The sequence below is a fragment of the Kocuria oceani genome (assembly GCF_029524215.1).
Classification (GTDB): Bacteria; Actinomycetota; Actinomycetes; order Actinomycetales; family Micrococcaceae; genus Kocuria; species Kocuria oceani.
Genome location: NZ_JARAMH010000004.1, coordinates 157,918 through 179,622, shown reverse-complemented (window position 1 = coordinate 179,622; position 21,705 = coordinate 157,918). Strand labels below are relative to the sequence as shown.

At 71.1% G+C, this 21,705-nt stretch carries 20 protein-coding genes and 1 tRNA gene; 3 read left to right on the top strand and 18 right to left on the bottom strand.

Annotation, left to right across the window (positions count from 1 at the left end; translation table 11 throughout):
• Nucleotides 1-128 precede the first annotated feature (128 nt).
• The 3 genes from PU704_RS06175 to PU704_RS06165 all read right to left on the bottom strand — a co-directional run bounded on the left by PU704_RS06175 (nucleotide 129) and on the right by PU704_RS06165 (nucleotide 4,827).
• Nucleotides 129-1,571 carry a M28 family peptidase gene (locus tag PU704_RS06175; protein ID WP_277550674.1) on the bottom strand — a complete coding sequence of 481 codons (1,443 nt, stop codon included), beginning with the start codon at nucleotides 1,569-1,571 and terminating at the stop codon, nucleotides 129-131.
• Nucleotides 1,572-1,865: 294 nt separating this feature from the next.
• On the bottom strand, nucleotides 1,866-3,461 hold the full coding sequence (locus PU704_RS06170) for a M28 family peptidase (RefSeq protein ID WP_277550673.1): 1,596 nt from the start codon (nucleotides 3,459-3,461) through the stop codon (nucleotides 1,866-1,868).
• A 157-nt stretch (nucleotides 3,462-3,618) separates the two neighbouring features.
• On the bottom strand, nucleotides 3,619-4,827 hold the full coding sequence (locus tag PU704_RS06165; RefSeq protein WP_277550671.1) for a M28 family peptidase: 1,209 nt from the start codon (nucleotides 4,825-4,827) through the stop codon (nucleotides 3,619-3,621).
• 272 nt (nucleotides 4,828-5,099) lie between these two features.
• On the opposite strand from PU704_RS06165, the gene PU704_RS06160 reads away from it, so the two are divergent.
• Nucleotides 5,100-5,176 (top strand) — tRNA-Pro (locus PU704_RS06160).
• Between the two features lie 160 nt (nucleotides 5,177-5,336).
• Here PU704_RS06160 and PU704_RS06155 read toward each other — a convergent pair.
• Nucleotides 5,337-5,927: a thymidine kinase gene (locus PU704_RS06155; RefSeq protein ID WP_277550670.1), complete on the bottom strand. Its 591-nt coding sequence runs from the start codon at nucleotides 5,925-5,927 to the stop codon at nucleotides 5,337-5,339.
• 441 nt (nucleotides 5,928-6,368) lie between these two features.
• On the opposite strand from PU704_RS06155, the gene PU704_RS06150 reads away from it, so the two are divergent.
• Nucleotides 6,369-6,602 (top strand): hypothetical protein, encoded by a 234-nt coding sequence (locus tag PU704_RS06150; RefSeq protein WP_277550669.1) that lies wholly within the window; start codon nucleotides 6,369-6,371, stop codon nucleotides 6,600-6,602.
• 77 nt (nucleotides 6,603-6,679) lie between these two features.
• On the opposite strand, the gene PU704_RS06145 is transcribed toward PU704_RS06150, so the two are convergent.
• The 13 genes from PU704_RS06145 to PU704_RS06085 form a co-directional block, all read right to left on the bottom strand.
• A complete protein-coding gene (locus PU704_RS06145) occupies nucleotides 6,680-7,408 on the bottom strand; it encodes a hypothetical protein (RefSeq protein ID WP_277550668.1) in 729 nt (242 codons plus the stop codon).
• Nucleotides 7,409-7,442: 34 nt separating this feature from the next.
• Nucleotides 7,443-8,951, bottom strand: a complete 1,509-nt coding sequence (locus PU704_RS06140; protein ID WP_277550667.1) for a hypothetical protein — start codon at nucleotides 8,949-8,951, stop codon at nucleotides 7,443-7,445.
• A 149-nt stretch (nucleotides 8,952-9,100) separates the two neighbouring features.
• A complete protein-coding gene (locus tag PU704_RS06135) occupies nucleotides 9,101-9,853 on the bottom strand; it encodes a class F sortase (RefSeq protein ID WP_277550666.1) in 753 nt (250 codons plus the stop codon).
• Nucleotides 9,854-9,858: 5 nt separating this feature from the next.
• The gene (locus tag PU704_RS06130; protein WP_277550664.1) at nucleotides 9,859-10,728 is read right to left on the bottom strand and encodes a type II secretion system F family protein; all 870 of its coding nucleotides are present in this window, start codon (nucleotides 10,726-10,728) and stop codon (nucleotides 9,859-9,861) included.
• A 28-nt stretch (nucleotides 10,729-10,756) separates the two neighbouring features.
• Nucleotides 10,757-11,704 carry a type II secretion system F family protein gene (locus PU704_RS06125; protein ID WP_277550663.1) on the bottom strand — a complete coding sequence of 316 codons (948 nt, stop codon included), beginning with the start codon at nucleotides 11,702-11,704 and terminating at the stop codon, nucleotides 10,757-10,759.
• Nucleotides 11,704-13,245, bottom strand: a complete 1,542-nt coding sequence (locus PU704_RS06120) for a TadA family conjugal transfer-associated ATPase (RefSeq protein WP_277550662.1) — start codon at nucleotides 13,243-13,245, stop codon at nucleotides 11,704-11,706. Before PU704_RS06120 ends, PU704_RS06125 begins: the two co-directional genes overlap by 1 nt.
• The gene (locus PU704_RS06115) at nucleotides 13,242-14,471 is read right to left on the bottom strand and encodes a CpaE/TadZ family protein (RefSeq protein ID WP_277550661.1); all 1,230 of its coding nucleotides are present in this window, start codon (nucleotides 14,469-14,471) and stop codon (nucleotides 13,242-13,244) included. Before PU704_RS06115 ends, PU704_RS06120 begins: the two co-directional genes overlap by 4 nt.
• Entirely contained in the window at nucleotides 14,468-15,214 is a 747-nt protein-coding gene (cpaB, locus tag PU704_RS06110; RefSeq protein ID WP_277550660.1) for a Flp pilus assembly protein CpaB, read from the bottom strand. Before cpaB ends, PU704_RS06115 begins: the two co-directional genes overlap by 4 nt.
• Nucleotides 15,215-15,316: 102 nt before the next feature.
• The gene (locus tag PU704_RS06105) at nucleotides 15,317-16,315 is read right to left on the bottom strand and encodes a pilus assembly protein TadG-related protein (protein ID WP_277550658.1); all 999 of its coding nucleotides are present in this window, start codon (nucleotides 16,313-16,315) and stop codon (nucleotides 15,317-15,319) included.
• On the bottom strand, nucleotides 16,303-16,674 hold the full coding sequence (locus PU704_RS06100) for a TadE family protein (protein WP_277550657.1): 372 nt from the start codon (nucleotides 16,672-16,674) through the stop codon (nucleotides 16,303-16,305). The genes PU704_RS06105 and PU704_RS06100 overlap by 13 nt, the downstream gene beginning before the upstream one ends.
• Nucleotides 16,675-16,826: 152 nt before the next feature.
• Complete coding sequence (locus tag PU704_RS06095) at nucleotides 16,827-17,042, bottom strand: Flp family type IVb pilin (RefSeq protein ID WP_277550656.1); 216 nt, start codon at nucleotides 17,040-17,042, stop codon at nucleotides 16,827-16,829.
• Between the two features lie 248 nt (nucleotides 17,043-17,290).
• Nucleotides 17,291-17,986: a prepilin peptidase gene (locus PU704_RS06090; RefSeq protein WP_277550655.1), complete on the bottom strand. Its 696-nt coding sequence runs from the start codon at nucleotides 17,984-17,986 to the stop codon at nucleotides 17,291-17,293.
• Nucleotides 17,987-18,244: 258 nt separating this feature from the next.
• Nucleotides 18,245-19,438, bottom strand: coding sequence for a glycosyltransferase (locus PU704_RS06085; protein WP_277550654.1), 1,194 nt, complete (start codon nucleotides 19,436-19,438; stop codon nucleotides 18,245-18,247).
• Between the two features lie 201 nt (nucleotides 19,439-19,639).
• On the opposite strand from PU704_RS06085, the gene PU704_RS06080 reads away from it, so the two are divergent.
• Nucleotides 19,640-20,449 (top strand): VOC family protein, encoded by an 810-nt coding sequence (locus PU704_RS06080; RefSeq protein WP_277550652.1) that lies wholly within the window; start codon nucleotides 19,640-19,642, stop codon nucleotides 20,447-20,449.
• 56 nt (nucleotides 20,450-20,505) lie between these two features.
• Here the strand turns inward: PU704_RS06080 and PU704_RS06075 are convergent, their stop codons facing one another.
• Nucleotides 20,506-21,702: a glycoside hydrolase family 26 protein gene (locus PU704_RS06075; RefSeq protein ID WP_277550650.1), complete on the bottom strand. Its 1,197-nt coding sequence runs from the start codon at nucleotides 21,700-21,702 to the stop codon at nucleotides 20,506-20,508.
• Between the last annotated feature and the right edge of the window lie 3 nt (nucleotides 21,703-21,705).

Genomic DNA, 21,705 nt, shown 5'->3' with positions numbered 1-21,705 from the left:
GCCGATCGGGGGCTCGACCGTGTCCTGCGTCGGCTCCACCGAACGGAGGAGACCTGCGCACAGCATCTCAGCCCCAGGTCAGAGGCACAATAGCCCGCCTGGTTGTGGCGCGGGAGGCAGCCCCGGCCTCAGCGGGACCGCTTCTCCTCCGCGGCGTTGCTCGGGCCGTGGCCCTGGTCCACGGTGACGGGCAGCGCGGGCGCGACGGCCGTCCGCAACTGGCGGCCCACCTCCTCGACGTCCCCGGTGGAGGTCGCGAAGCGCAGGATCACGGCGGCGGCCGCGTCGGTCATCTCCTCGAGGCCCTGGACGTCGATGTTGCTCAGGTCGTCGCACTGCGCGTGGTAGCAGAAGTCGTAGCCGACGCCGGCGCGGCCGCCGAACAGCGCGGCCTGCTCCGCCGTCTTGATGCCCTCGGCGCCGGTGAACAGGCCGCCGGCGGGCACGCCCTCCGCGATGAAGGGCCCGTAGTCGCTGCGGCCGCTGAACTCGGTCTCGCCCGAGGCCAGGCCCACGGAGCCGAAGTGCGCGTGGAAGGCCGCCTCGATCGCGGCGGAGCCTTCCGGCGCCTCGGCGGAGACCTCCGGGCCGAACGCGGAGCCGTCGCCGTCGTAGACGAAGCGCCCGTAGTTCGGGGAGCCGATCATGTCGAAGTTCAGGTACAGCGCGACGGCCGCCAGCGCGGCGGGGTCGTTGGCCTTGAGATCGGCCACGTAGTGCCGGGAGCCGAGCAGGCCGAACTCCTCCGCGCCCCACCAGGCGAAGCGCAGCCGGTTCTCGGTCACCGTCCCGGCGAGCGCCTCGGCCACGGCCAGGATCGCCGCGGAGCCGGAGCCGTTGTCGTTGATCCCCGCGCCCTCGGGCACGCTGTCCAGGTGGGCGCCGACCATGACCGTGCGCCCGGGGTCGCCCGTGCCGGTCTCGACCAGGACGTTGGAGGTCTCCCGCTGCTCCGAGACGGCCTCGACGGTGACGGTGACCTCGTCCACCCCGAGCAGGGCCCGGCCGGCCGCGTGGCTGAGGCCGACCACGGGGACGGTCACCGCGCCCGGCGCGCCGAGGGTGCCGGCGACCACGCCCTCCTCCCCGGGCAGGCCCGTGTTGAAGATCAGCACGGCCGAGGCCCCGGCGGCCTGCGCCGCGGCGGCCTTGTCCGCGAAGGAGCAGCCGCCCCGCTGCAGCAGGGCCACGCTGCCCTCGGGGAAGCCGGCGAAGTCCTCGGCGGCGCACCCGCTGGTGCCGGCGCCCGGCTCGCCGGTGGTGTCCACCGCCTGCACCGGTGCCGTCACGGTGCCGGAGCCGGAGTAGGTCATGACGGCGACGTCCTCCGCGGCGAGCTGGGTGCCGCCCGCGCCGACCGTGGCGGGCCGGACCTCCCGGAAGAACGGGAACGAGAAGTCCTGCACCCGCGGGGCGTAGCCGGCAGCCCGCAGCCGGCCCAGCACGTAGTCCATGCTGCCCCGGTAGCCGGGGGTGCCCGAGGCGCGGTTGCCGTCGTTGGCGTGGGCGACGGCCTGGAACACCTCGAGGTGGCGCATGACCTGCCCCGGCGGGACGGAGACCGGGCTCATCGTGACCGCCCCGGTGCGGGCGGCCGCACGGCGGCGGCCTCGGTCCGGTGCTGGGTGCGCTGGTGCATGGTGCCTCCCGGGGCAGAGGCCGATCGGGGGCTCGACCGTGGCGGCGGCTCCACCGTGCGGCTGGAGCGTGATGCGGATGGAACGATGTGCACAGAGTCCCAGGTCGACGTGCCCGGGACAAGGATTCCGGCCATGTTGAGGAACGGGACGGCGTGGAGAAGCGGGACGGCCCCGCCGGGACGCGCTGTGCGTCCCGGCGGGGCCGGTCGTCGGGTCCGGTGCCGGTCAGGCGGCCGCCTTGTCATGGCCGTGACCGTGACCGTGACCGCGACCGTGCTCGGAGTGCGGGCCGTGGCCCCGATCGTTGCCCTTCGGGTGGCCGACGGCGCCCTTGCCCTTCTGCTTGTAGGGCTCACCCTCGCCGTTGACGTCGTGGGTGGACATCGCGTAGCGCAGGACCACGGCCGCCGCGGCGTCGGACATCTCCTCCATGCCCTGAAGGTTGACGTTGGTGATGTCGTCGCACACGGAGTGGTAGCAGGAGTCGTAGGCGACACCGGCCTGCCCACCGAACAGCTCGGCCTGCTCCTCGGTCTTCACGCCCTCGGCGCCCGTGAACAGACCGCCGGACGGGACGCCGGCCTCGATGAAGGGGCCGTAGTCGCTGCGGCCGCTGAACTCGGTGTCGCCGGAGGCCAGCCCCACCGAGGCGAAGTACTCGTGGAACGCCGCCTCGATCGCGCCGGAGCCCTCGGGGACGTTGGTGTCACCGGGGTCGAACGTGGAGGCGTTGCCGTCGTAGACGAAGCGCCCGTAGTTCGGGGAGCCGATCATGTCGAAGTTGAGGTACAGCGCGATGTCCTCGAACGCCTCGGGGTCGTTCTCCCGCAGATCGGTCACATAGTGCTCGGCGCCCAGCAGGCCGAGCTCCTCCGCGCCCCACCAGGCGAAGCGCACGTTGTTCTCGGTCTTCGTCTTGGCGATCGCCTCGGCGATGGCGAGGATGCCCGCCGAGCCTGTGCCGTTGTCGCTGATCCCCGCGCCCTCGAGCACGCTGTCCAGGTGGGCGCCGACCATGACCGTGTTCTCGGGGTCGCCCGTGCCGGTCTCGGCGAGGACGTTGTAGGTGGTGCGGGTCGCCGAGACGGTGTCCGTGCTGACCGTGACCTCCTGGGCGTCCAGCAGGTCCACGCCGGCCTGGTAGCTGAGTCCGACGGTCGGCAGGGTGGTGGCCTCCGGGGAGCCCAGAGTGCCGGCCACGGTGCCCTCGGCGTTCGGCAGGCCCGTGTTGAAGATCAGCACGGCGGAGGCGCCCGCCGCCTCCGCGTTGGCGGCCTTCGTCCCGAAGGCGCAGCTGCCGCGCTGCAGGAGGGCCACGCTGCCGACCCGGAAGTCGGCGAAGTCCTCGGCCTCGCACCCGCTGGTGCTGCCCACGCGCTCCCCGGTGGTGTCCACGGCCTGCACCGGGGCGGTGACGGTGCCCGTGCCGGAGTAGGTCATCACCGCGACGTCCTCCGCGGCGAGCTGCGTGCCGTCCGCGCTGACCGTGGCGGGGCTGACCTCCTGGAAGTACGGGAAGGTGAACTCCTGGACCTCCGGGGTGTAGCCGGCGGCCTGCAGCCGCTCGACCACGTAGTCGACGCTGGCCCGGTAGCCGGAGGTGCCCGAGGCGCGGTTGCCGTCGTTGGCCTCCGCGATGGACTGGAAGGCGGTCAGGTGCTCCGTGAGCTTCTGCTGGGAGACCGCCTGGGTGATCTTGTGGGTGGTGTTGTTGTTGCTGTTGTCGCGGGAGGGGGCCGCGACGGCGCTGGTGGCCGTGAGCGTCAGGGCGCCGGCCAGGGCGGCCGACGTGATCCAGGAGCTGGGCGTGCGAGCGGGCATGGAACCTCCAGGTGAGCGGCGACCGGGAGGTGACCCGGCCGTGACGCGGTTCACAGTCATCGGGGGATGACACGGATTTGCACATGTTCACAGCCGGGTTACCGGTGCGTCAAGAACTTTTGTCCACTGTTCGGCCCACAGCCTTGATCAGTCGGGCTCACCGGTGCGCCCGGGCGCGGCGCCGCACGGCGACGGCCACCCCGGCCACCACCGCGACGACCGCGCCCCAGACCATGAGACCCGTGAGCACGGGACTGAGCTCCTCGAGCGCGCTGCGGCGGGGCCAACCGTCCGGGGGACGGAGGGTCGCTGCGTCGTCGATCTCGGACGACGCGAAGCCCAGGACGACCGCGGCCGTGGCGTCGCTCATCTCCTCGAGGACCTGGAGGTCGACGTTGCCCAGGTCGTCACAGGCGTCGTGGTAGCAGGGGTCGTAGTCCGTGCCGGCCCGGCCGCCGTACAGATCCACCTGTTGCCGCGTCTTCTCGCCCGAGTCGCCGGTGAAGAGCCCGCCCACTGGGATGCCGGCCCCGGCGAACACGAGGTGGTCGCTGCCGTCGTCGATCGGCACCTCCTCCGCGGCCAACCCCACGGACTCGAAGTAGCTCTCGAACGCCACCTCGATGGCGTCCGATCCGGCCGGGGCCTCGGGCGAGCCGTCGTGCCATCCACCCCAGGACGAGTCGCCGTCGTAGAGGAAGCGCCCGTAGTTCGGGGAGCCGATCATGTCGAGGTTCAGGTACAGCGCGATGTCGTCGAACGCCGCGGGGTCGTTGGCCCGGAGGTCGGAGACGTAGTGCCCGGAGCCGTTGAGGTTGATCTCCTCCGCGCCCCACCAGGCGAAGCGCACCCTGTTCCGCGTCTCGGTGCCGGCCAGGGCCTCGGCGATGGCGAGGACGCCGGCGGCACCGGAGCCGTTGTCGTTGAGACCCGGGCTCTCCGGCACGCTGTCCAGGTGCGCGCCGACCACCACGGTGCTGTCCGGGTCCCCCGTGGCGGTGTCCGCGAGGACGTTGTAGGTGACACGGGGGCCCGCGGCCATGCCCTCGCCGTCGTCATGGCCGTGGTCGTGGTCGTGCTCGTGGTCCTCGTCGTACGGGACCGTGAACACCTGCACCCGGGGGTCGTAGCCGGCGGCGCGCAGTCGTTCGACGACGTGGTCGACGCTCGCCCGGTAGCCGGCGGTGCCGGTGGCGCGGTCTCCGCCGTGGGCGTCCGCGGCGTCCTGGAAGGCCCGCAGGTGGCTCTCCAACTGCTCGGCGGTGACGGCCCGGGTGATCTCCTCGGTCGAGGCGGCGCCGTCGGGCCCTGCCGGAAAGGCCCCGGCCGGGGCACCGGCGATGAGCGAGAGGAGCACCCCCAGCACGGCCGGGAGGAGTCCTCTGCTGGACGCTCGTCGACGCACGGCCCCTCCCCCGAGACATGGCGCCGTGCCTGCCCGGATCGGCCGTCCCCCTGACGTCCTCCCGTGAACCGACGGTGCTGTGCGCTCAGGCAAGCACGTGCGGGACCTCCGGTCAATGCTTTCGGAAAGGCGATGTTCCCCAGTGCAACACGGCCGCACGGACTCGATTTCCCACGCGCGGGACGGGATGGCTATGATGGAGCAGTTGTTTCCGGCCGAGGCCGGACGCTTCACGGGATGTGGCGCAGCTTGGTAGCGCGCGTCGTTCGGGACGACGAGGTCGCAGGTTCAAATCCTGTCATCCCGACCAGGTGATGTCCCAGGACATCGGCAAGGCCCGAACCCACGGATATGGGTTCGGGCCTTTGTCATGCCGGCGGAATGGCTCCGGACATCGCCCGATCCGTGACCGTCTCGGGCGGGGTCGTCCGCACCCCTGGCATCCGCGCCGACCGGACCCGGCGGTGCCCTCAGCTCAGCCGGCCGCCGGAGCGCTCGAGGTAGCAGGCCGCGCACAGCGACTCGTAGGACACGGCCGCGCCGTCGATGGCCACCTGGTCGCCCTCGAAGATGAACTCCCCGCCCACGCGCCGGGCGTTGAACATCGCCTTGGACCCGCAGCGGCAGATCGTGCGCAGCTCCTCCACCGTGTGCGCCACCGCCAGCAACCGGGCCGCACCCGGAAAGGCCTCGGTGCGGAAGTCCGTGCGCAGGCCGTAGGCGAGCACCGGGACGCCGTCGAGCACGGCGATGCGCAGCAGGTCGTCCACCTGCGCCGGCGTCAGGAACTGTGCCTCGTCCACCAGCAGGCAGTGCACGGCCCCGTGCTCCTCCACGGCGGCGTGGAACTGCTCGCGCACCGGGTCCTCCGGGGCCAGCAGGAGGTCGACGGTGCGCGACTCCCCCAGCCGCGAGACCACGGTCCCGGCGCCCTTGGAGTCGACCGCGGACTTGGCCACCAGGACGGTCTGGTCACGCTCCTCGTAGTTGTGGGCGGCCTGGATCAGCACCGTGGACTTGCCGGAGTTCATCGCGCCGTGGCGGAAGTAGAGCTTGGCCATCAGGCGGTGCGGCCGTGCGGGAGCGAGGACATGGGGGCGTTCACGAGGGGTGTCTCCTGGAAGCGTGCTGCGGGTCCGAGGCGGGGGCGCTCGAACGGTTCCAGGACACTGTACGTCCACGGAACCCCGGCCCGGGCTCGGGAGCACTGCTCCTGATCGCTCAGCGGGTCGGCGTGCACGCCGGCGGCACGAGCGGTGCCGGGGCGCCGGGCAACGGACACGCCTGCGGGCGGACAGTGGCACCCAGCTGTCCCCGGAAGAAGCGACGTTCCACACCGACAATGTCGCAAATGCATCAATTAGGCTCCGAATCGAAGAGCGTGCCCACCGGCGGCGCGGGGACCGGCTGATCCTCGCTCCCCGTTGCCGGTGGGGCACCGTCTTCGTCACGGGCGCCTCCGGGGCGCCCGGTCACGTCCGCTTGCTCCGGGGGGAGTCACCATGAATCTCGAGATCGACCGCGTCCTCGACGACGCGGGCTTCGGCGTGCTCGGCGCCGTCCTGCACCTGTTCACGGAGTGGTCCCTGTGGCTGGGCATCGGCCTGGCCGTCGCGGCCGTCATCACGTCCGCCATGACCAAGAAGGTGCCGTGGACGCGGGAGGCCGCCGTGTGGCTGTGCTCCATGGCGGCCACGGCGTGCTTCGCCGTGCACTGGTCGGTCGGTGCCGCCTGATCGGGGAGCACGACAGAAGGGCCCCTCCGCAAATGCGGAGGGGCCCTTCGCCTTCTCGACCGTTCGCTGGGCCCCTGCTACTCGGCGCCCGCCCGGGCGAAGACCAGGGTCTCGTTGCCGTCCCCGAGCTTTCGGTCCGCCAGGGTCCAGCCGGAGCGGGTGAGCTGCTCGGCGAGGCCTTCGGTGAGCGCCGTGTCCGCGCCGGTCCGCCGCAGCTCCTCCTCGAGGGCACGGGCGAGAATCTTCTCGGACAGGGGCCCGTCCGGGCCGGTCAGCTCCGGGGCGGCGAGGTCCTCCAGCAGGCACAGGCCCTCGCAGGTGACCTCGACCAGGAAACCGGCCTCGAGCCGGGTGGAGGTGGTCGTGGTGGTCGATGTCGTGGTCCGCTCCGTCCTCTGTTCCGAGAACTCCCCCACGGCCGGTGCCGCAGGCACCTGAATCGGGACCTGGGCAGGCACCTGGGCCGGGGCCTGCACCGGCGCCATCACAGGGGCGGGGGCCGCGGCGGCCGTAGCTTCCTGCGCCGAGCCGCCGCTGCCGCCCGCCATCGGGGTCCCCGTGGAGCTTCCGGCCACGGCGGCCTGGCCACCGGTCTCCTCGGCCGGAGCGGAGGACGGGGTTTCCGAGGCCGGGGCGGGTCGCGAGGTCGGCTGCGGCTCCGGGGCCGCGGACGGGGTCGCCGTGGTCAGCGGCGGGAGCGGCTCGTAGGTGTGCGCGGACCGGGCCTCGGCCGCGGCGCCGCCGCAGCCGGTGAGCGCCGCGAGCGCGAGCGCGGCCAGGGCGAGGATGCGGGTCTGCTGGGTCATCGGGTCTCCAGGAGCGAGAAGGGCGGAACGACGGTCAGGAGGTCTGATCGGATGCGGTGGACCGGCGGCGGCGCAGTGCCCACGAGCCGAGGCCGGCACCGACGGCGACCGCACCGAGGAGCACCGTGGTGAGGTTCTGCGGAGAGCCGGTGGACTGCGCCGCTCCGATGCCGGTGTTCGCCGTGACGGCGTCGGCGTACAGGGAGCCGTAGCCGTAGTCCGAGCCGAAGCCGGCACCGTAGTCGGAGCCGAACCCGGCAGATCCGGAGACGGTCGTGGTGGTCTCCGTGACGGTCTCGGTGTGCGTGCTCGTGGACTCCTCGAACAGCACGAAGGCGTCCAGGGTCGCGTTCACGCGCTGCACGGTCTCCGGGACGACGACCACGACGGGCACGTCCCGCTCCGGGGTCGATCCGTCCTCAGCGGCGGGACCCTGCCACCCTGCGCCGCCCTCGGACGGCTCCGGCCGGGGCTCATCGGCACTGTCGACGGCGTCCGGGTTCCCGGGGGTCCCGCCGTTGTCGGCGGCCGGGTCGGCGCCAGGAGTCTGCACCGCTCCGCCGTCGTCGGGCTCGTCTCCGTCCCCGACGGGGTCGCTGATGCCCGGTGAGGAGGCCTCCTCGATCGTGAAGGCAGCGCTGGCGGACCAACTGAGCTCGTGGTCCTGGCCGGCGATGAGCAGATCGCGGTAGCGGTCGTCGGCGAGGACGGTGAGCTCGGTGGCGGGCGTCGTGGCGGTCACGGTCGCGGTGAGCTCGCCCTCGGTGGTGCCGGCCGGGACGGCCAGGTCCATCACCTGCTCCCGCTCCTCGCCGGTGACGGTCCGCTCGCGGCTTCCGTCGGCGAAGGTCACCGGCCCGGAGAGGGCCACGGTGGCGGCGTCGTAGACCTCTGGCAGATGGACGAGCAGTCGCTCGGGGGTGCCGTCGGGGGCCTTGGCCAGTGAGATGGCGTAGCTCGTCTGCGCCATGAGCACCGGCACGCGGGTACGGGCGTCCTCGATCATGGCAGCCGCGCGGTCGAGGTGGGACCGCTCGATGCCGGACAGGTCCGGGGCAGGAACTTCGGCCGTGGCCAGGGAACGCACGGCCCAGTGCACGGCCAGCGTCTCGTGCACGTCCGCGGTGGTTCCGTAGACGGAGAGGATGTACCCGGCCAGGGCGGCGTCGTCCGGCTCCCAGTAGACGGGGTCGTCGCCGACCTTCTCGCCGACGACCTGCGTCCATCCGCCGGCGGGGTCGTCGAGCGGCTGGGCCACGGCGTAGTGCTCGTCGTCGAGGACGTCCTCCCCGATCGGGGCCAGGGGCTGGCCCTCGTGGATGCCGTAGGCGGTGTCCCCGTTGCTCAGTGCGACAGAAGTGAAGTAGTGCTCCGGCCCGGTGGCGGGCGCGCCTTCGGGGACCTGCACCGCGGTGCCGTTGATCCCCACGGGTGCGGCGGCAGCCGGCAGCGCGGTCAGCAGCGGACCGGCGAGCGCGGTGGCGCCGGCGAGCACCGCGGCGGCGAGCAGCCGGGGGCGGCGGGCGGACAGGGTGGAGGGCATGGAGTTCTCCTGGGGGGATCATGACGGATTCGGTGAGGGGTCCACCGTCGTTTACAAATGTAATTGCATGGAGTGCTGGCGTCCCACTGGAAGACGCCGTGCGACGGGCGGTGTACCCGCAAGAGCGGACAGTCTCGCGTCGTGGACCGTCACGGGACCGGCGCTGTCTCGGGGTCGAGGGCGAGATCCACCACGAGGTTGTTGGTGTAGGACCACGTGGGCGAGCCGTCGGGTCGGACGTAGTCGCCCGAGCAGGTGATCAGGGACAGTCCGGGCTCGCCGGTGAGCTCGAAGACGTCCTGCGGCAGCGCGGTCCGCGGAGTCGGCTCCCGCACGGCGACCACCGTGTAGGAGTGCACGGCCCCCGCGCCGTCGGAGATCCACAGCTTCTGCCCCGGCTGCGCGGTGTACAGGGTGCCCAGGGCGGGGGCCTCGGCGGGATGGTCCACGTGGCCGGCCAGCACGGCGTTGCCCTGCGCGGCGCCGATCGGGGCCGATTCCTCGTACCAGCCGATCGCCGCCCGGTCCGCGTGGGTCGGGACGGTCATGGCCCCGGCGCCGTCCGTGCCGACGGTCTCGAGAGCCGCGTCCACGCCGATCGACGGGGAGCACACTCGCGCTCGGGCCAGCAGATCGCCGCAGGTCTCCGGCCCGGTGACACCGTCGGCCGGACCCGGGTCACCGACCTCCCGGGCCTGTTCCGCCGAGAGTGCGGCGGCGGCCAGCGGACCCGGCGCGCTGACCGAGGCCGGGTCCGCGTGCTGGACGTCCCCGCCGACGACGACGGACCCGCCGAGCTGCTGCTGCACGAACAGGCCGGCCGCGGCGAGGGAGACGAGGGCGAGAAGAACCGAGGAGAGGGGACGGTTCTTCGTCCTCGTGGTGTCTGCGGTCTTCAGCATCCCGGTCACATCTTCAGGACGTTGAGCACGGTGGGCCCCAGCACGGTCAGGAAGAGCACCGGCAGGATGAACAGCATCAGGGGAATGAGGATCTTGGTCGGGATCTTCTGCGCGGCCTCCTCGGCCCGCTGGCGCCGCTTCACCCGCATTTCGTTGGCCTGGGTGCGCAGCACCGTGGAGATGGAGATGCCGTAGGCGTCAGCCTGGATCACGGCGCGGGTGAACTGCCGCAGGTCGGGCACGTCGGTGCGCTGCTCGAGCGCCAGGTAGGCGTCACGGCGCGGAATGCCCACGCGCATTTCCTGGAGCGTGCGCACGAGCTCTTCCGCGAGCGGACCCTTGCCGTTGTGCCCGGCCCGCGCCATCGCGGATTCGAAGCCGAGGCCCGCCTCCACGGCGATCATCATCTGGTCGAGGGTGTCCGCGAGCTCGAGCCCGATCGCCTTCTGCCGCTCGATCCCGCGGGAGTAGAGCAGCAGCTCGGGGAGGAAATAGCCCACCGGGACCATGACCACGGTGATGAGCAGGATCATGCCGTTGCCGCTCGTGACCGCCAGGAGCAGCAGGCCCACGAGCAGGGCGGCGCCCAGGGCGTACACCTTGCAGGCCAGAAGCCGCGGGACCGGCCACTCCGCCGGACGGCCTGCCTTGGAGTAGAGGTTCTCGAGCCGCTCCTGCCCGTTGCCGGTCGTGAAGCGGCGCGCCCAGCCGAAGTCCGGGGCGTCGCGCTGTGTTCCGGCGTCGACGGTGTCGAAGCCGGCCCGCAGGTTCAGCCGGACCAGCCGGTCCCCGCCCCAGCGCACGCCGACCGCGAGCCAGATGGCCAAAGCCGCGGCCCCGGCGAGGAGCAGCAGGCCGAGATAGAGGGGAGTCATGGGGGCGTCCTTCGGGTAAAGGGGGTGCTCAGAAGGTGATCTTGACGATCCGCGACATCCAGAAGCCGCCGATGGAGAACATCAGCAGCGCGACTAAGATCATCGCGTAGCCGAAGAAGCCGCTGGTCAGGAACTGAGAGATGTAGTCCGGGGAGATCAGGGACAGGATCCCGGCGATCAGCACGGGCAGCGCCATGAGGATGTAGGCGGACATCTTCCCCTCCGCCGAGAGCGTCTTGACCTGGCGCCGGATCTGGTTGCGCTCGCGGATGGTGCCCGCCACGCGGTCCAGGACCTCGGCGAGGTCACCGCCGACCTCGCGGTGAATACCAATGGCTTGGGCGACCCAGGAGAAGTCCTCGGACCCCATGCGTTTGGCGGCCTGGGCCATGGAGTCGTCGAGGTCCATGCCGAGGCGGGTCTCGTTGACGATCCGCGTCAGCTCCTCAGAGGTGGGTGCCTCCGACTCCTTCGCCACCGCGTCGATGGCCCTCAGCAGCGAGTGGCCGGCCCGCAGGGAACCGGAGAACAGCTGGAGGGTGTTGTCGAGCTGATCGGCGAAGATCCGCTTGCGCCGGTTCGTGAGGAAGCCGACCGCCATCTTGGCCAGGAGCGGAGCCGCGAGAAGGAACAGCAGTCCGAGCAGCAGTCCCCCGGCCAGGGTGCCGACAGCGGCGGCGACCACCATCCCGACGACCACCAGGATGAGGAAGTCCGCCGGGGAGGACTTGATCCCGGCGTTCTCGAGCGCCGCGGCGACTCTGCGGGTCCAGCCCTTGCGCTCCAGGAACTCCGCGACCGCTTCGGTGGTCACGCCCGAGAGCCGGGACAGCTGCGAGGCTTCCAGCTCTCGAGGCCCTCGTGGGGGCCGACGCCGGTCCATCGGCAGCCGCGGGGTGCGGGAGCGGAAGACCACGAACAGTGCGAGCAGTCCGGCGAGGACGAGCAGCCCGACGCCGGCCAGCAGCGGCGCCATCAGCGTCGCCCGGGGTCGAAGACGGAGGGGTGCAGCTTGATGCCGTAGTCCTCGAACTTGTCCACGAACCGCGGACGCACGCCGGTGGAGCGGGTCGTGCCGCGGAAGCGGCCGGTGCGCGGGTCCACACCGGCATCCCAGTCGAAGAGGAAGGCGTCCTGCAGGGTCACGGTCTCGCCCTCCATGCCCTGGATCTCGGTGATGTGGGTGACTCGGCGGGTGCCGTCGCGCAGGCGTGAGAGCTGGACGACCACGTGGATGGCCGAGGTGATCTGCTCACGGATCGCCCGCTGGGGCAGGTCCATGCCTGCCATCATCACCAGGGTCTCCAGCCGCGAGATGGTGTCCCGCGGGGAGTTGGCGTGGATGGTCGAGATCGACCCGTCGTGGCCGGTGTTCATGGCCTGGAGCATGTCCAGCGCCTCGCCGCCGCGGCACTCCCCCACCACGATCCGGTCGGGACGCATGCGCAGGGAGTTCTTGAGCAGGTCGCGGATGGTGATCTCGCCGCGGCCCTCGATGTTGGCCGGCCGCGACTCGAGCTGGACCACGTGCTCCTGCTGCAGCTGCAGCTCCACGGCGTCCTCGATGGTCACGATGCGCTCGCCGTGCGGAATGAACGAGGACATCACGTTGAGCATCGTGGTCTTGCCGGTGCCGGTGCCGCCGGCCACGAGAATGTTGAGGTGCGCCTCGACGCAGGCCCGGAGCAGGTCGGCCATCTGCGGGGAGACCGACCCGAAGCGGATGAGGTCCTCGATGGTCAGCGGGTCCTTGGCGAACTTGCGGATCGTCAGGGACGAACCCTTCACCGCCAGCGGAGGGATGACCGCGTTGACGCGGGAACCGTCGGGCAGGCGCGCGTCGACCAGCGGTGAGGACTCGTCGATGCGCCGGCCCACCTGGGTGACGATCTTCTCGATGACGTGGCGCAGGTCCTGCTCGGAGGCGAAGGTCGACTCGGACAGGGTCACCTTGCCCTTCTGCTCGATGAAGATCTGGTCCGGCCCGTTGACCATGATCTCGGTGACGGAATCGTCGTCGAGCAGCTCCTGCAGCGGGCCGTAGCCGAGCACGTCGTCGCTCACGGAGCGGATCAGGCGGATCCGCTCCTCGGAGGACATCGGCACCTGCTCCTCGGCGACGATGCGCGTGAGCTCCTTGGTGGCGAAGTCCCTGAGCTGGACGTCGCTGAGGCTCGAGTCGGACTGCCGGGAGCCGATGCGGTCCAGCAGTTCCTGCTTGACCCGGTGCTTCAGCCCGGCCAGCGCGTCGAACTTCCCGGGCTGCATCCGCGGGGCCGGCTCGTCCGGCACCCCCAGCACCTCCGGATCCGAGGAGGGGAGCACGAGCGAGCTCAGGGCCGGCGCGTCGCCCACAGCCGGAGGGAAGTCCTCGGCCGTCGACGTGACGGCCTTCGCCTCGAGCCGATCAGCGGAACCATCCTGATTCCCTGCTGCCCCGGAAGGAGGAGCCGGAGCCGTAAAGGGCGGGGGGAGGGTCTCGCCGCGAGCGGCGGCCAGGCGTTCTGCGAGCCTCATGAGCGAACCAGAGCCTTCCGTGACAGGCCCCGGCGTGGAGCGGAACGATCGGGAGCGAAGGAGTCGACGAGAGCCTGCAGCTGCCGGGCGGCCTTGTCCTTGGGTGCGTGCAGCAGCAGGGGCTCGCCACGGTTGGTGGCGTAGGCGGCCATGCGGGAGCGCGGGACCACGTGGTCGACCGAGGCGCGGATCGTGGCCTCGATATCCTGCATCGACAGTCCGGTGTTGCGGTCGGCGGCATTGACCACGACCTGCGCGCGCGGCGGCACGAGGTCGATCTCCCCGAGCAGGTCCATCTGCTTGCGCAGCCCGCGCACCCCGGGAACGTCCATGCCGGTGAGGAAGACGACGTCGGTGGCCGCCTCCAGTGCGGCGAGGGCGTGCTCGCCCATGCCGGGGGCGGTGTCGATGACGACGTACTGGAACTGGCCGGAGAGCTGTTCGAGAAGGTGCGCCACCTGGGCGCCGCCCACGAGCTCACCCTCGGCGGGGTTGGCCGGGGTGCACAGCGCGTAGATCGAGGCGGGGTGGACGGTGAGGAAAGTCTTGAGCACCAGGGCGTCGTCGACGGACGGGCCGCTGACGGCCTCGGTGAGCGAGTGCTCGGGGGCCAGCCGCAGCGAGGCGGCGACGTCCCCGAACTGGACGTCCAGGTCCACGATGACCGTGCTCATGGGTGCGATCCGGCCCAGCCCCACGGCCAGGTTGGTGGCCACGGTGGTCTTGCCGACCCCGCCCTTGGGCGAGGTCACGACGATGGTGCGCGAGTCGTCGCGGCGGGCCGACGGCACGGGGGGCAGGCTCCCGGTGGCCGGCCCTCCGGAGGGGAGCACGCGGCGGCGGGACTCCGCGGCGTCCAGGACGCGGGACAGGGTGCCGAGGATGCCGTCGGGGTCGGCGTCGAGGTCGAGCACGTCGCGGAAGCCGGCGCGCATCGCAGCCACGGCCAGGGACATGTCTCCCGGCACCACCAGGACGAGGGCGACCTCGGGACGCTGGATGTCGAAGACGCCGCCCAGGCGCATGGCCTCGTAGAGGTCCACGCCGGGGCCGATGACGACCACCGAGGGGAGTTCGCCGACGGAGCGACCGAGCAGCTCGTCCGGGGTGGACGGCAGTGCGGTGCCGAGGACGGTCTGCACCTCGCCGGGCAGCCGGCCCTGGACGGCCTGGCGGAAACGGGCGTCGTAGGCGGGATCGCCGGTGAACAGCAACAGGCGGCTCATGAGAAGTCCTCCCGCGTGGCGCCGTTGGCGTTCTCCTCGGCGTCCTCCGGCTCGAGGGAGAGCCAGATCCGGCCGAACTCGGAGGCGTAGACGATCTTCTCGGCGGTGTCGGCGTTGACGGCGAAGGTGACGAGCATCGTGCCCTCCGGAACGGCCGGGGCTCCGGAACCGGTGGTCTCCGCGCCGCTCTCGCCCGCTGCGGGCGCCGCTGAGGAGGGCGCGCCCTGCACCGAGGTGACCAGGACCTTGTCAAGGTCCTTGGCGGTCCGGGACTGGCGGTTGTCGTCACCCTCGAAGGAGACGAAGAAACCGACGCGGTCACCGGCCGCGAGCTGGCCGCCGACCACGCGGGGAGCGTCCAGCTGGACGGTCACCTCCTGCAGCCCCTCCGGCACAGGAACGGTGCCGGGAGCCTCGAGAGCCTGCGGGTCGACCAGGCGGGAGTCGAGCAGCTGCTCTCCCGGCTGCAGGTCGACGCCGGCGACCTTGCCGCTCTGGCCGTCGAGGGAGGACAGCGCCCCGTCCGGCACGACGGCGGCGGGCACCGTGTGCACGGCGATGGACTCGCCGAACTCCTTGACGGGCGTGCCCTCGGGAATCGGTGCGGTGACGAGGTAGACCTCGCGCGGTTCCTGGTCGTTCAAGGCGCGGGCGTCAGCGGCGCCGACGTATGTGGTGACGAGGACCAGGCCGGCGACAGCCAGGACGGCCATCACGAAGCCGGCGAGAATTCGGGTCTTCACGGAAGTGTCATCCTCACGGGTGAGCGGTGCACGAGTGGCTGTGAGCTAGGAGGGCGGCTGAGCGAGGAGAGCCGGTGTGCTCCCTCTGGTCGGCAGTTCATGTCATTCCCGGAGGTCGACGACGGACACACCGAAGGAGGACGGCGGGCCGATGGTGAAGCCCTCGTCGAAGGAGGTGAACCGGACGAATCGTCCGTAGATGCCGTCGCAGCTGCCGTTGCAGAACTGCGTGACCTTCTGGGGTTCCCAGCTGACGTTGCCGGTGAAGGTGTAGCCCTCGATGTGGAAGGCGGCCCACCCGCTGATGTCGTAGTAGCCGTTCTTGCCCTGACCGACCTTGTCGTCGTAGACGGGGATGAGGATGGTTCGGTTCTCCAGCTGTTTCGCAAGAGTGGCATTGCAGTCCTGAGGCAGACTCGTACCTGTGGATTGGATCTGGCTGCCCACGCTCACCTGCTGCGAGCAGGACCCGTCCTTGTCGTCACCGATCCAGCCGAAGCCGCCGGGCGGGTTGAGGTCCCCGCTGGCGTTGTACTTGGAGCACAGAGTCCCGCCCTTTGCGCCGAGCGTCAGTGCCTGGGGCTGGCCCGACAGGTCGAACTCGCACTCCGCGAAGGCCACCGGCCAGATGGCGATGCCGCTGAGCGGAGCTCCCCACGCGGCGGAAGCGGTGGCGGAGACCGTGGCCCGGTCGTCGGCCCCGATGAGAGGAGCAAAGTTCAGAGCCAGCGACCCAGCACCGCTCTTGTCCCGGGTGGTGACCGTGGTCCGTACTGTATTGCCCTCGAACACGGGCGTTGAGGCTGCTGCCTTGCCGTCACCGGCGTTCGCATCGGCCATCTGTTGGGCAATGGGTGCGGCGAGTTCCGGCGTGCAGTTGACTCCCTGCCCGCAGTCGCGAGCGATGGCGAGGGCTGCGGCGTCCGCGCCGGACTGCAGCTCCGCGCGTTCGGCGTAGAGCAGCCCGACATCGACGGCCAGCGCCACGAAGCCGAGAAGTACCACCAGGGTCAGGGCCGTTAGCACGGCGACAGCTCCGCGTTCGCTGGCCTCGCGGTGCGCAGCCGTAGAGCGCTGGAGGTGGATGATCAGCCGCCGCACCGCTGAGTCGCCTTTCCGATGAGGTCCTTGTTCTTGACGATCCCGGTGTAGGAGTCGAACTTGTACGTCACTGTCACGCTGACGGTGGCGCCGGGACTGCACGAGAGCGGATTCCGGTTCAGGGTCACCAAAGATTGTTTAAGCGTGGGCGAGGCCTTGCGTCCGGCGTCCTCGGCCTTGGTCCAATTGCCGGTGATCGACATGGTCCGTGCCGCTTCACGCGCGGCGTGGGTGGCGGAGATCTGGACGTTGAAATAGTGCCCGAACTCGATGATGCCCAGTAGTAGCGCCAAAAGGAGCGGCACGACGAGCGCGAACTCCACAGCCGCAGCACCACGTTCGGAGCGCGTCAGGCTCATGGTCGCACCTTTCCAACTAGGAGCTTTATTCTTTGAATGAGCCGAATGCAATGTCTGGCTCACTTAGCCCTACGCCAAGCACCGCGACGCCCGGTTTTGGGACGCCGCGGTGCAAGCGCGCAACTAGCAATGGTTAAGTGTCGCCACCGGCCTCAGCCGGCCTTGCCCAGTTCGGTGTTCACGTTGCCGAACATTTCGGCAAGTGAATCACCAAGCGTGATGACGGCGGCAATGATGCCGACAGCGATCAGGCCGACGATCAGGCCGTACTCGACGGCGGTGGCGCCCTTCTCCTCGCGGGTCAGGCGGTCCACGATGGAGTTCTTGGCGTCGGCGACGTACTGCAGGGTGACGAGAATGGGCAGCATGATGAGTCCTCAGGGTAAGAGAGAAAAAGGGGGGTGATCGGAGGACGAGCCCTTGGCATTCGCGTCTTGCGGGATCTGTCTGCCGCTTGCCTACCGACCTGTAGAAAAGATAGCGGTAGCGATCGCAAAGACACAAGCATTCGAACGCATGCAGTTTGGGGGACGTCAAACAGCGACGTAATGCCTAGTGGGGAACTACATGCACATGCATGGAGGTGCGCGGCGGACCGCTTGTCCCCCGAACGGCGTCAGTACAGCCCCGGCAGCAGGTATTCCCGGGCCATCCGCTCCCCCACCACCACGGCCAACAGAGCACCGGCCAACATCGAGGGGCCGAACGGGACGTCGCTGCGCAGGCCACCGCGGCGGGACGCCAGCACGGCGAGCCCCACCACCGCGCCGATCACGGACGCCAGGACGGCGCCGACGAACAGCGCGCCCCACCCCTGGTAGCCGAGGAACAGGCCGAGCACGGCGGCGACCTTGACGTCGCCCATGCCGAGGCCGGCCGGCGAGATCAGCGCTAGCACGAGATACAGCACGAACAGCACCAGGGCACCGAGCACGGCCCGAAGCAGGCCGCCCCAGTCGCCCTGACCTGCCGCAGCACAGGCCAGGAGCACGAACCCGACGCCCAGCGCGGGCAGGACCACGGCGTTGGGCAGGAGGTGGTGGCGCAGGTCGATCACGGTGAGCACCACGGCGACGGCGGCGAAGAACAGGTACGCCGGCAGCTCCCACGAAACGCCCAGGACTGCGGCCACCAGAACGAACAGGACCGCCGTGCCTGCGGCGAGCACCAGCCGGGACGGAGCCGGCCGCGGCTCGTCCTCGACGGGGCTGCAGCGGACGACCACCCGGGGCAGGAGCGCTCCGAGCGCCGCGCCGGCCAGACCGGAGCCGAGCAGGAGCCACAGGGGTGCTGCGTTCACGGCGGTCTGCACGGATCGGCCCCTCGGCGTCGTGGGCGCTTCGGCGGTCGCCCGATGGACTGCTGTCCCCACATGCGGGGTGCTGTACGGCTCAGACCCTAACCGAGCACCGGTCTTTTCCGGTGTCGACGCAGGTCACCCGGCATTTCCAGGAAAGCGAATGTCGATATGCAGGAAATGACGCAGCACGCATTCCGCGAAACCGCGCGCCCCGGAAAGGTCGGTGACAAAGGTCGCCGATGACAATCAGTGTTCTGCGCATTTCCCGGTTCAGCACGAGAGCACGATGTCGAGCGCCGTTTGCAGCCCGTGCTCCCGCCGGATCTCCTCCCCCACCCGCTCGGCGGTGGCGGCGCAGGTGAGTGCCTCGACGATCGCCGCCGTGAGCCGCTCCGTGGTGAGCCGCTTCCGGGGAACGGGCGCCGGCGCGAGCCCGAGCCGGTGCAGCTGCCGGCCCCAGAACGGCTGGTCGGCGAGGAAGGGAACGACCACGTGCGGCACGCCGGACCGGGCCACGGTGTGCACGGTCCCGGCTCCGCCGTGGTGCACGGCGAGCGCCGCGCCGGGCAGCCCCGCGTCCAGCGGCACGGACCGGGTGACGTGCACGTCGTCGCCGCGCAGCGCGCCGGGCAGGGCGAGGCCGCCCCAGCCCGTGAGCAGCAGCGTGCGCAGACCGTGGGCGCGGGCGGCCTCCACCACGGCCCTCCCCCGGGCCAGCGGGTCGCCGGCGGCCATGGACCCGAAGCCGGCCACCAGGTAGGCACCGCCCCGCAGGAACCGGGCCACATCAGGATCAAGCTGCGGAGTGTCGGCGTCGTCGTGCCACGCGCCCGTGAGGTGGGTCGTGGCGGGCCAGTCGGCGGGACGCGGCAGCAGCTGCGGGCTGATCGGCACCAGCGACGCCGCCGGCGCCGAGACAGCAGCGTCCGGGGTGAAGCCGGGCAGCTGCGCGCACGCCCGCTCGATGTCACGGCGGAACATCCGCCCGGCGCCGCGGGTGGCCGCGTAGGTGAACCGGTTGAACGGCCCGAGGTCGCGGTTGACCACCCCGGGGGCCGGGAACTCCCGGGTGGGGGTGAGGGCGGGCACGGTCTCCACCACCACGTGCGGGACGCCGAGCGCGTCGGCGACGGCCGGTGCGGTGAGGACCTTGGGGTGGTGCACCACCACGTCGGGCCGGAAGGCCAGGGTCTCGCGGACGGCGGCGGCGAGCATCCGGCGCATGCCGGGGCCGACCTCGGTGCGGTAGTGGCGCACGGCCGTCCACGGCGAGGCGCCCTGCGTGCCGATCAGCCGTTGGAATTCGACCTCCAGGCCCACCGTGTCGAGCCCGGACAGATCGGCCCCCGGGTTCTCGGGTGCGGCCAGCCGGACCTCGTGCCCCTGCGCGGCCGCACGGCGGGCCAGCGCGGCGAACGGCTCCACGTCCCCGCGGGAGCCCGCGGTCAGCAGCATCATCCTCATGGTGCCCCCTCTCCTCGTGCGCACAGCCTAGTTCCGCGTTCTCCCGGGCACGACGACGCCGGGGCGGTGCCGCTCGAGCGCCGGTCGAGCGGCCCGTTAGCGCGTCCGGGGCGGTTCCTAGCATGGGGAGTGTCGGAGGTCACACCGGTCGGTGCGGGTCTCCGGCGCATCCATCCATCGGTTCTGCGAAGGACGATCGTCATGAGCACGCACACGAATCCCTGGCCCGCCGGCACGCCCTGCTGGGTGGACCTCATGGCCTCCGACCTGGAGCGCACCCAGGCCTTCTACCGCGACGTCCTCGGCTGGACGTACTCCAAGTCCCAGCCCGAGTACGGCGGCTACTGCAACGCCCTGCTCGACGGCAGCGGCGGCACCAGCGGCGACGGCGACCCCGTGGCCGGGCTCTCCCCCACCATGGAGGGCATGGAGGACGCCCCGCACGTGTGGTCGGTGTACCTCGCCACCGACGACATCGCCGCCCACGCCGCGAAGGCCACGGACGCCGGGGCCACCCAGGTCTACGAGCCCATGGAGGTCGGCCCCTTCGGATTCATGGGGATGTGGGTCGATCCCACGGGCTCCACCTTCGGGATGTGGCAGGCCAAGGAGCACACCGGCTTCCGCCGGGTCGACGAGCCCGGCACCGCGGCCTGGTGCGACCTCATGACCGGCGACCCCGCCGCCGCCCGGGACTTCTACGGGGGCCTGTTCGGCTACGAGTACCAGGACATCGGCGACGACTCCATGCCATACGCCATGTTCAGCGTCCCGGGCGGAGAGCGGCCCGCCGGCGGGATCGGCGGCCCGGACCCCACCACGGACGGCGCCCAGCAGGGGTGGGGCGTGGCGTTCCAGGTCGAGGACGTCGACGCGGCCGCGGAGCGCGTCCGCAGCGCCGGGGGCTCGATCACCGCGGAGCCGTCCGACTTCGAGTACGGGCGGATGGCCGCGGCGACCGGCCCGGACGGTGAGACCTTCGTGATCATGACGCCGTCCGAGTCGATGTAGCGGACGGGACTGCACCGCGCCCGGTTCCTGAGCCCGGAACAGGACCAGCGCCCGGTTCAGGAACCGGGTGCGGTGCAGCTCTCCTCGGGTCCCCAGCGCAGCCAGTCGGGCAGGTCGGCGGTGAAGGCCTCTCGCACGGCGGCGGTGTTGGTGGTCGTCCAGTCCACGGGCCCGTCGATCTCCACCTCGTGCTTGTTCCACTCGAACCAGCTGATCAGCTTCAGCTGCGGGAAGTCCTGCGGGATCGACGGGTCGAAGACCTGCCCCCACCACGCCTGCTTGATCGCCAGCTCGTCGGCGCCGCCCTCGGCAGGGTTGTACAGCGCGGCGGTCTCCGGGATGGCCACGGGCTTGCCGCGCCGCTCCCCGTACTCGGCGTAGAAGTCGGGCACGGCGCGGTCGTCGCCGCCGGCGCCGTCGTAGGTGCCGGTGAGCTGGGCCGCGAACTTGCCGGGCTCGGGGAGCTCGTTCTCACCCCAGGGGTGGGCGTCGCCCCAGTGGTACAGGGACATCCCCACCCAGTCCACGGCGTCGTCGCCGGGATAGTACGGGGCGTACGGGTCGTCGGCCATGGTGAGCTCGCCGTTGCCGTCGGTGTCCAGGGCGGCGAAATCGGCGGTGCCGGGCTCGGCCTCGTACTGCCCACCGGCGAACGGGTACCCGCCCCCGTAGTTGGGAGCCCACATCATCGCCGAACCGGGGGCCTGTTCGTGCACCGCCTCGGCCACCCGCCGGTAGGCCTCCACGTAGGCGGCCGGCTGCTGACCCCAGGCGTACCAGGAGCCGTTCATCTCGTGGGCGAAGCGCACGATGACCGGCACCCCGGAGTCATTGATCGCGGCGAGGTCGGCCGTCAGCTCCTGCACGGCGTCGTCGGTCACCTCCTCGAGCCCGCCCTCGGGCTCGAGGGTCAGCAGGAGCATCTGGCCGTCGGCGCGGACCTGGTCGGCCGCCATCCGCAGGTAGTCGTGCCCGCGCTCGTCGTAGGGGAAGCCCGTGAAGGACACGGAGACCGCGGGCCGGTGGCCCAGCCGGTCGGCGTAGTCGGCCAGCGGCTTGTCCTCCCAGTCCAGGTTCACGCCGTAGAGGGCCCCGGACCCGGGGGCCAGCTCGGAGCGGTCCAGGACCGTGCAGACCGGCGGGGCCGCCTGGGCCTCCTGCTCGGCGCGGGCGGAGAGCTGAGTGGCGATGGTGCCGCCGCCGAGCGCCAGGGCACCGACGACGACCACGGCGACGAGCGTTGATTCCTTCACGCC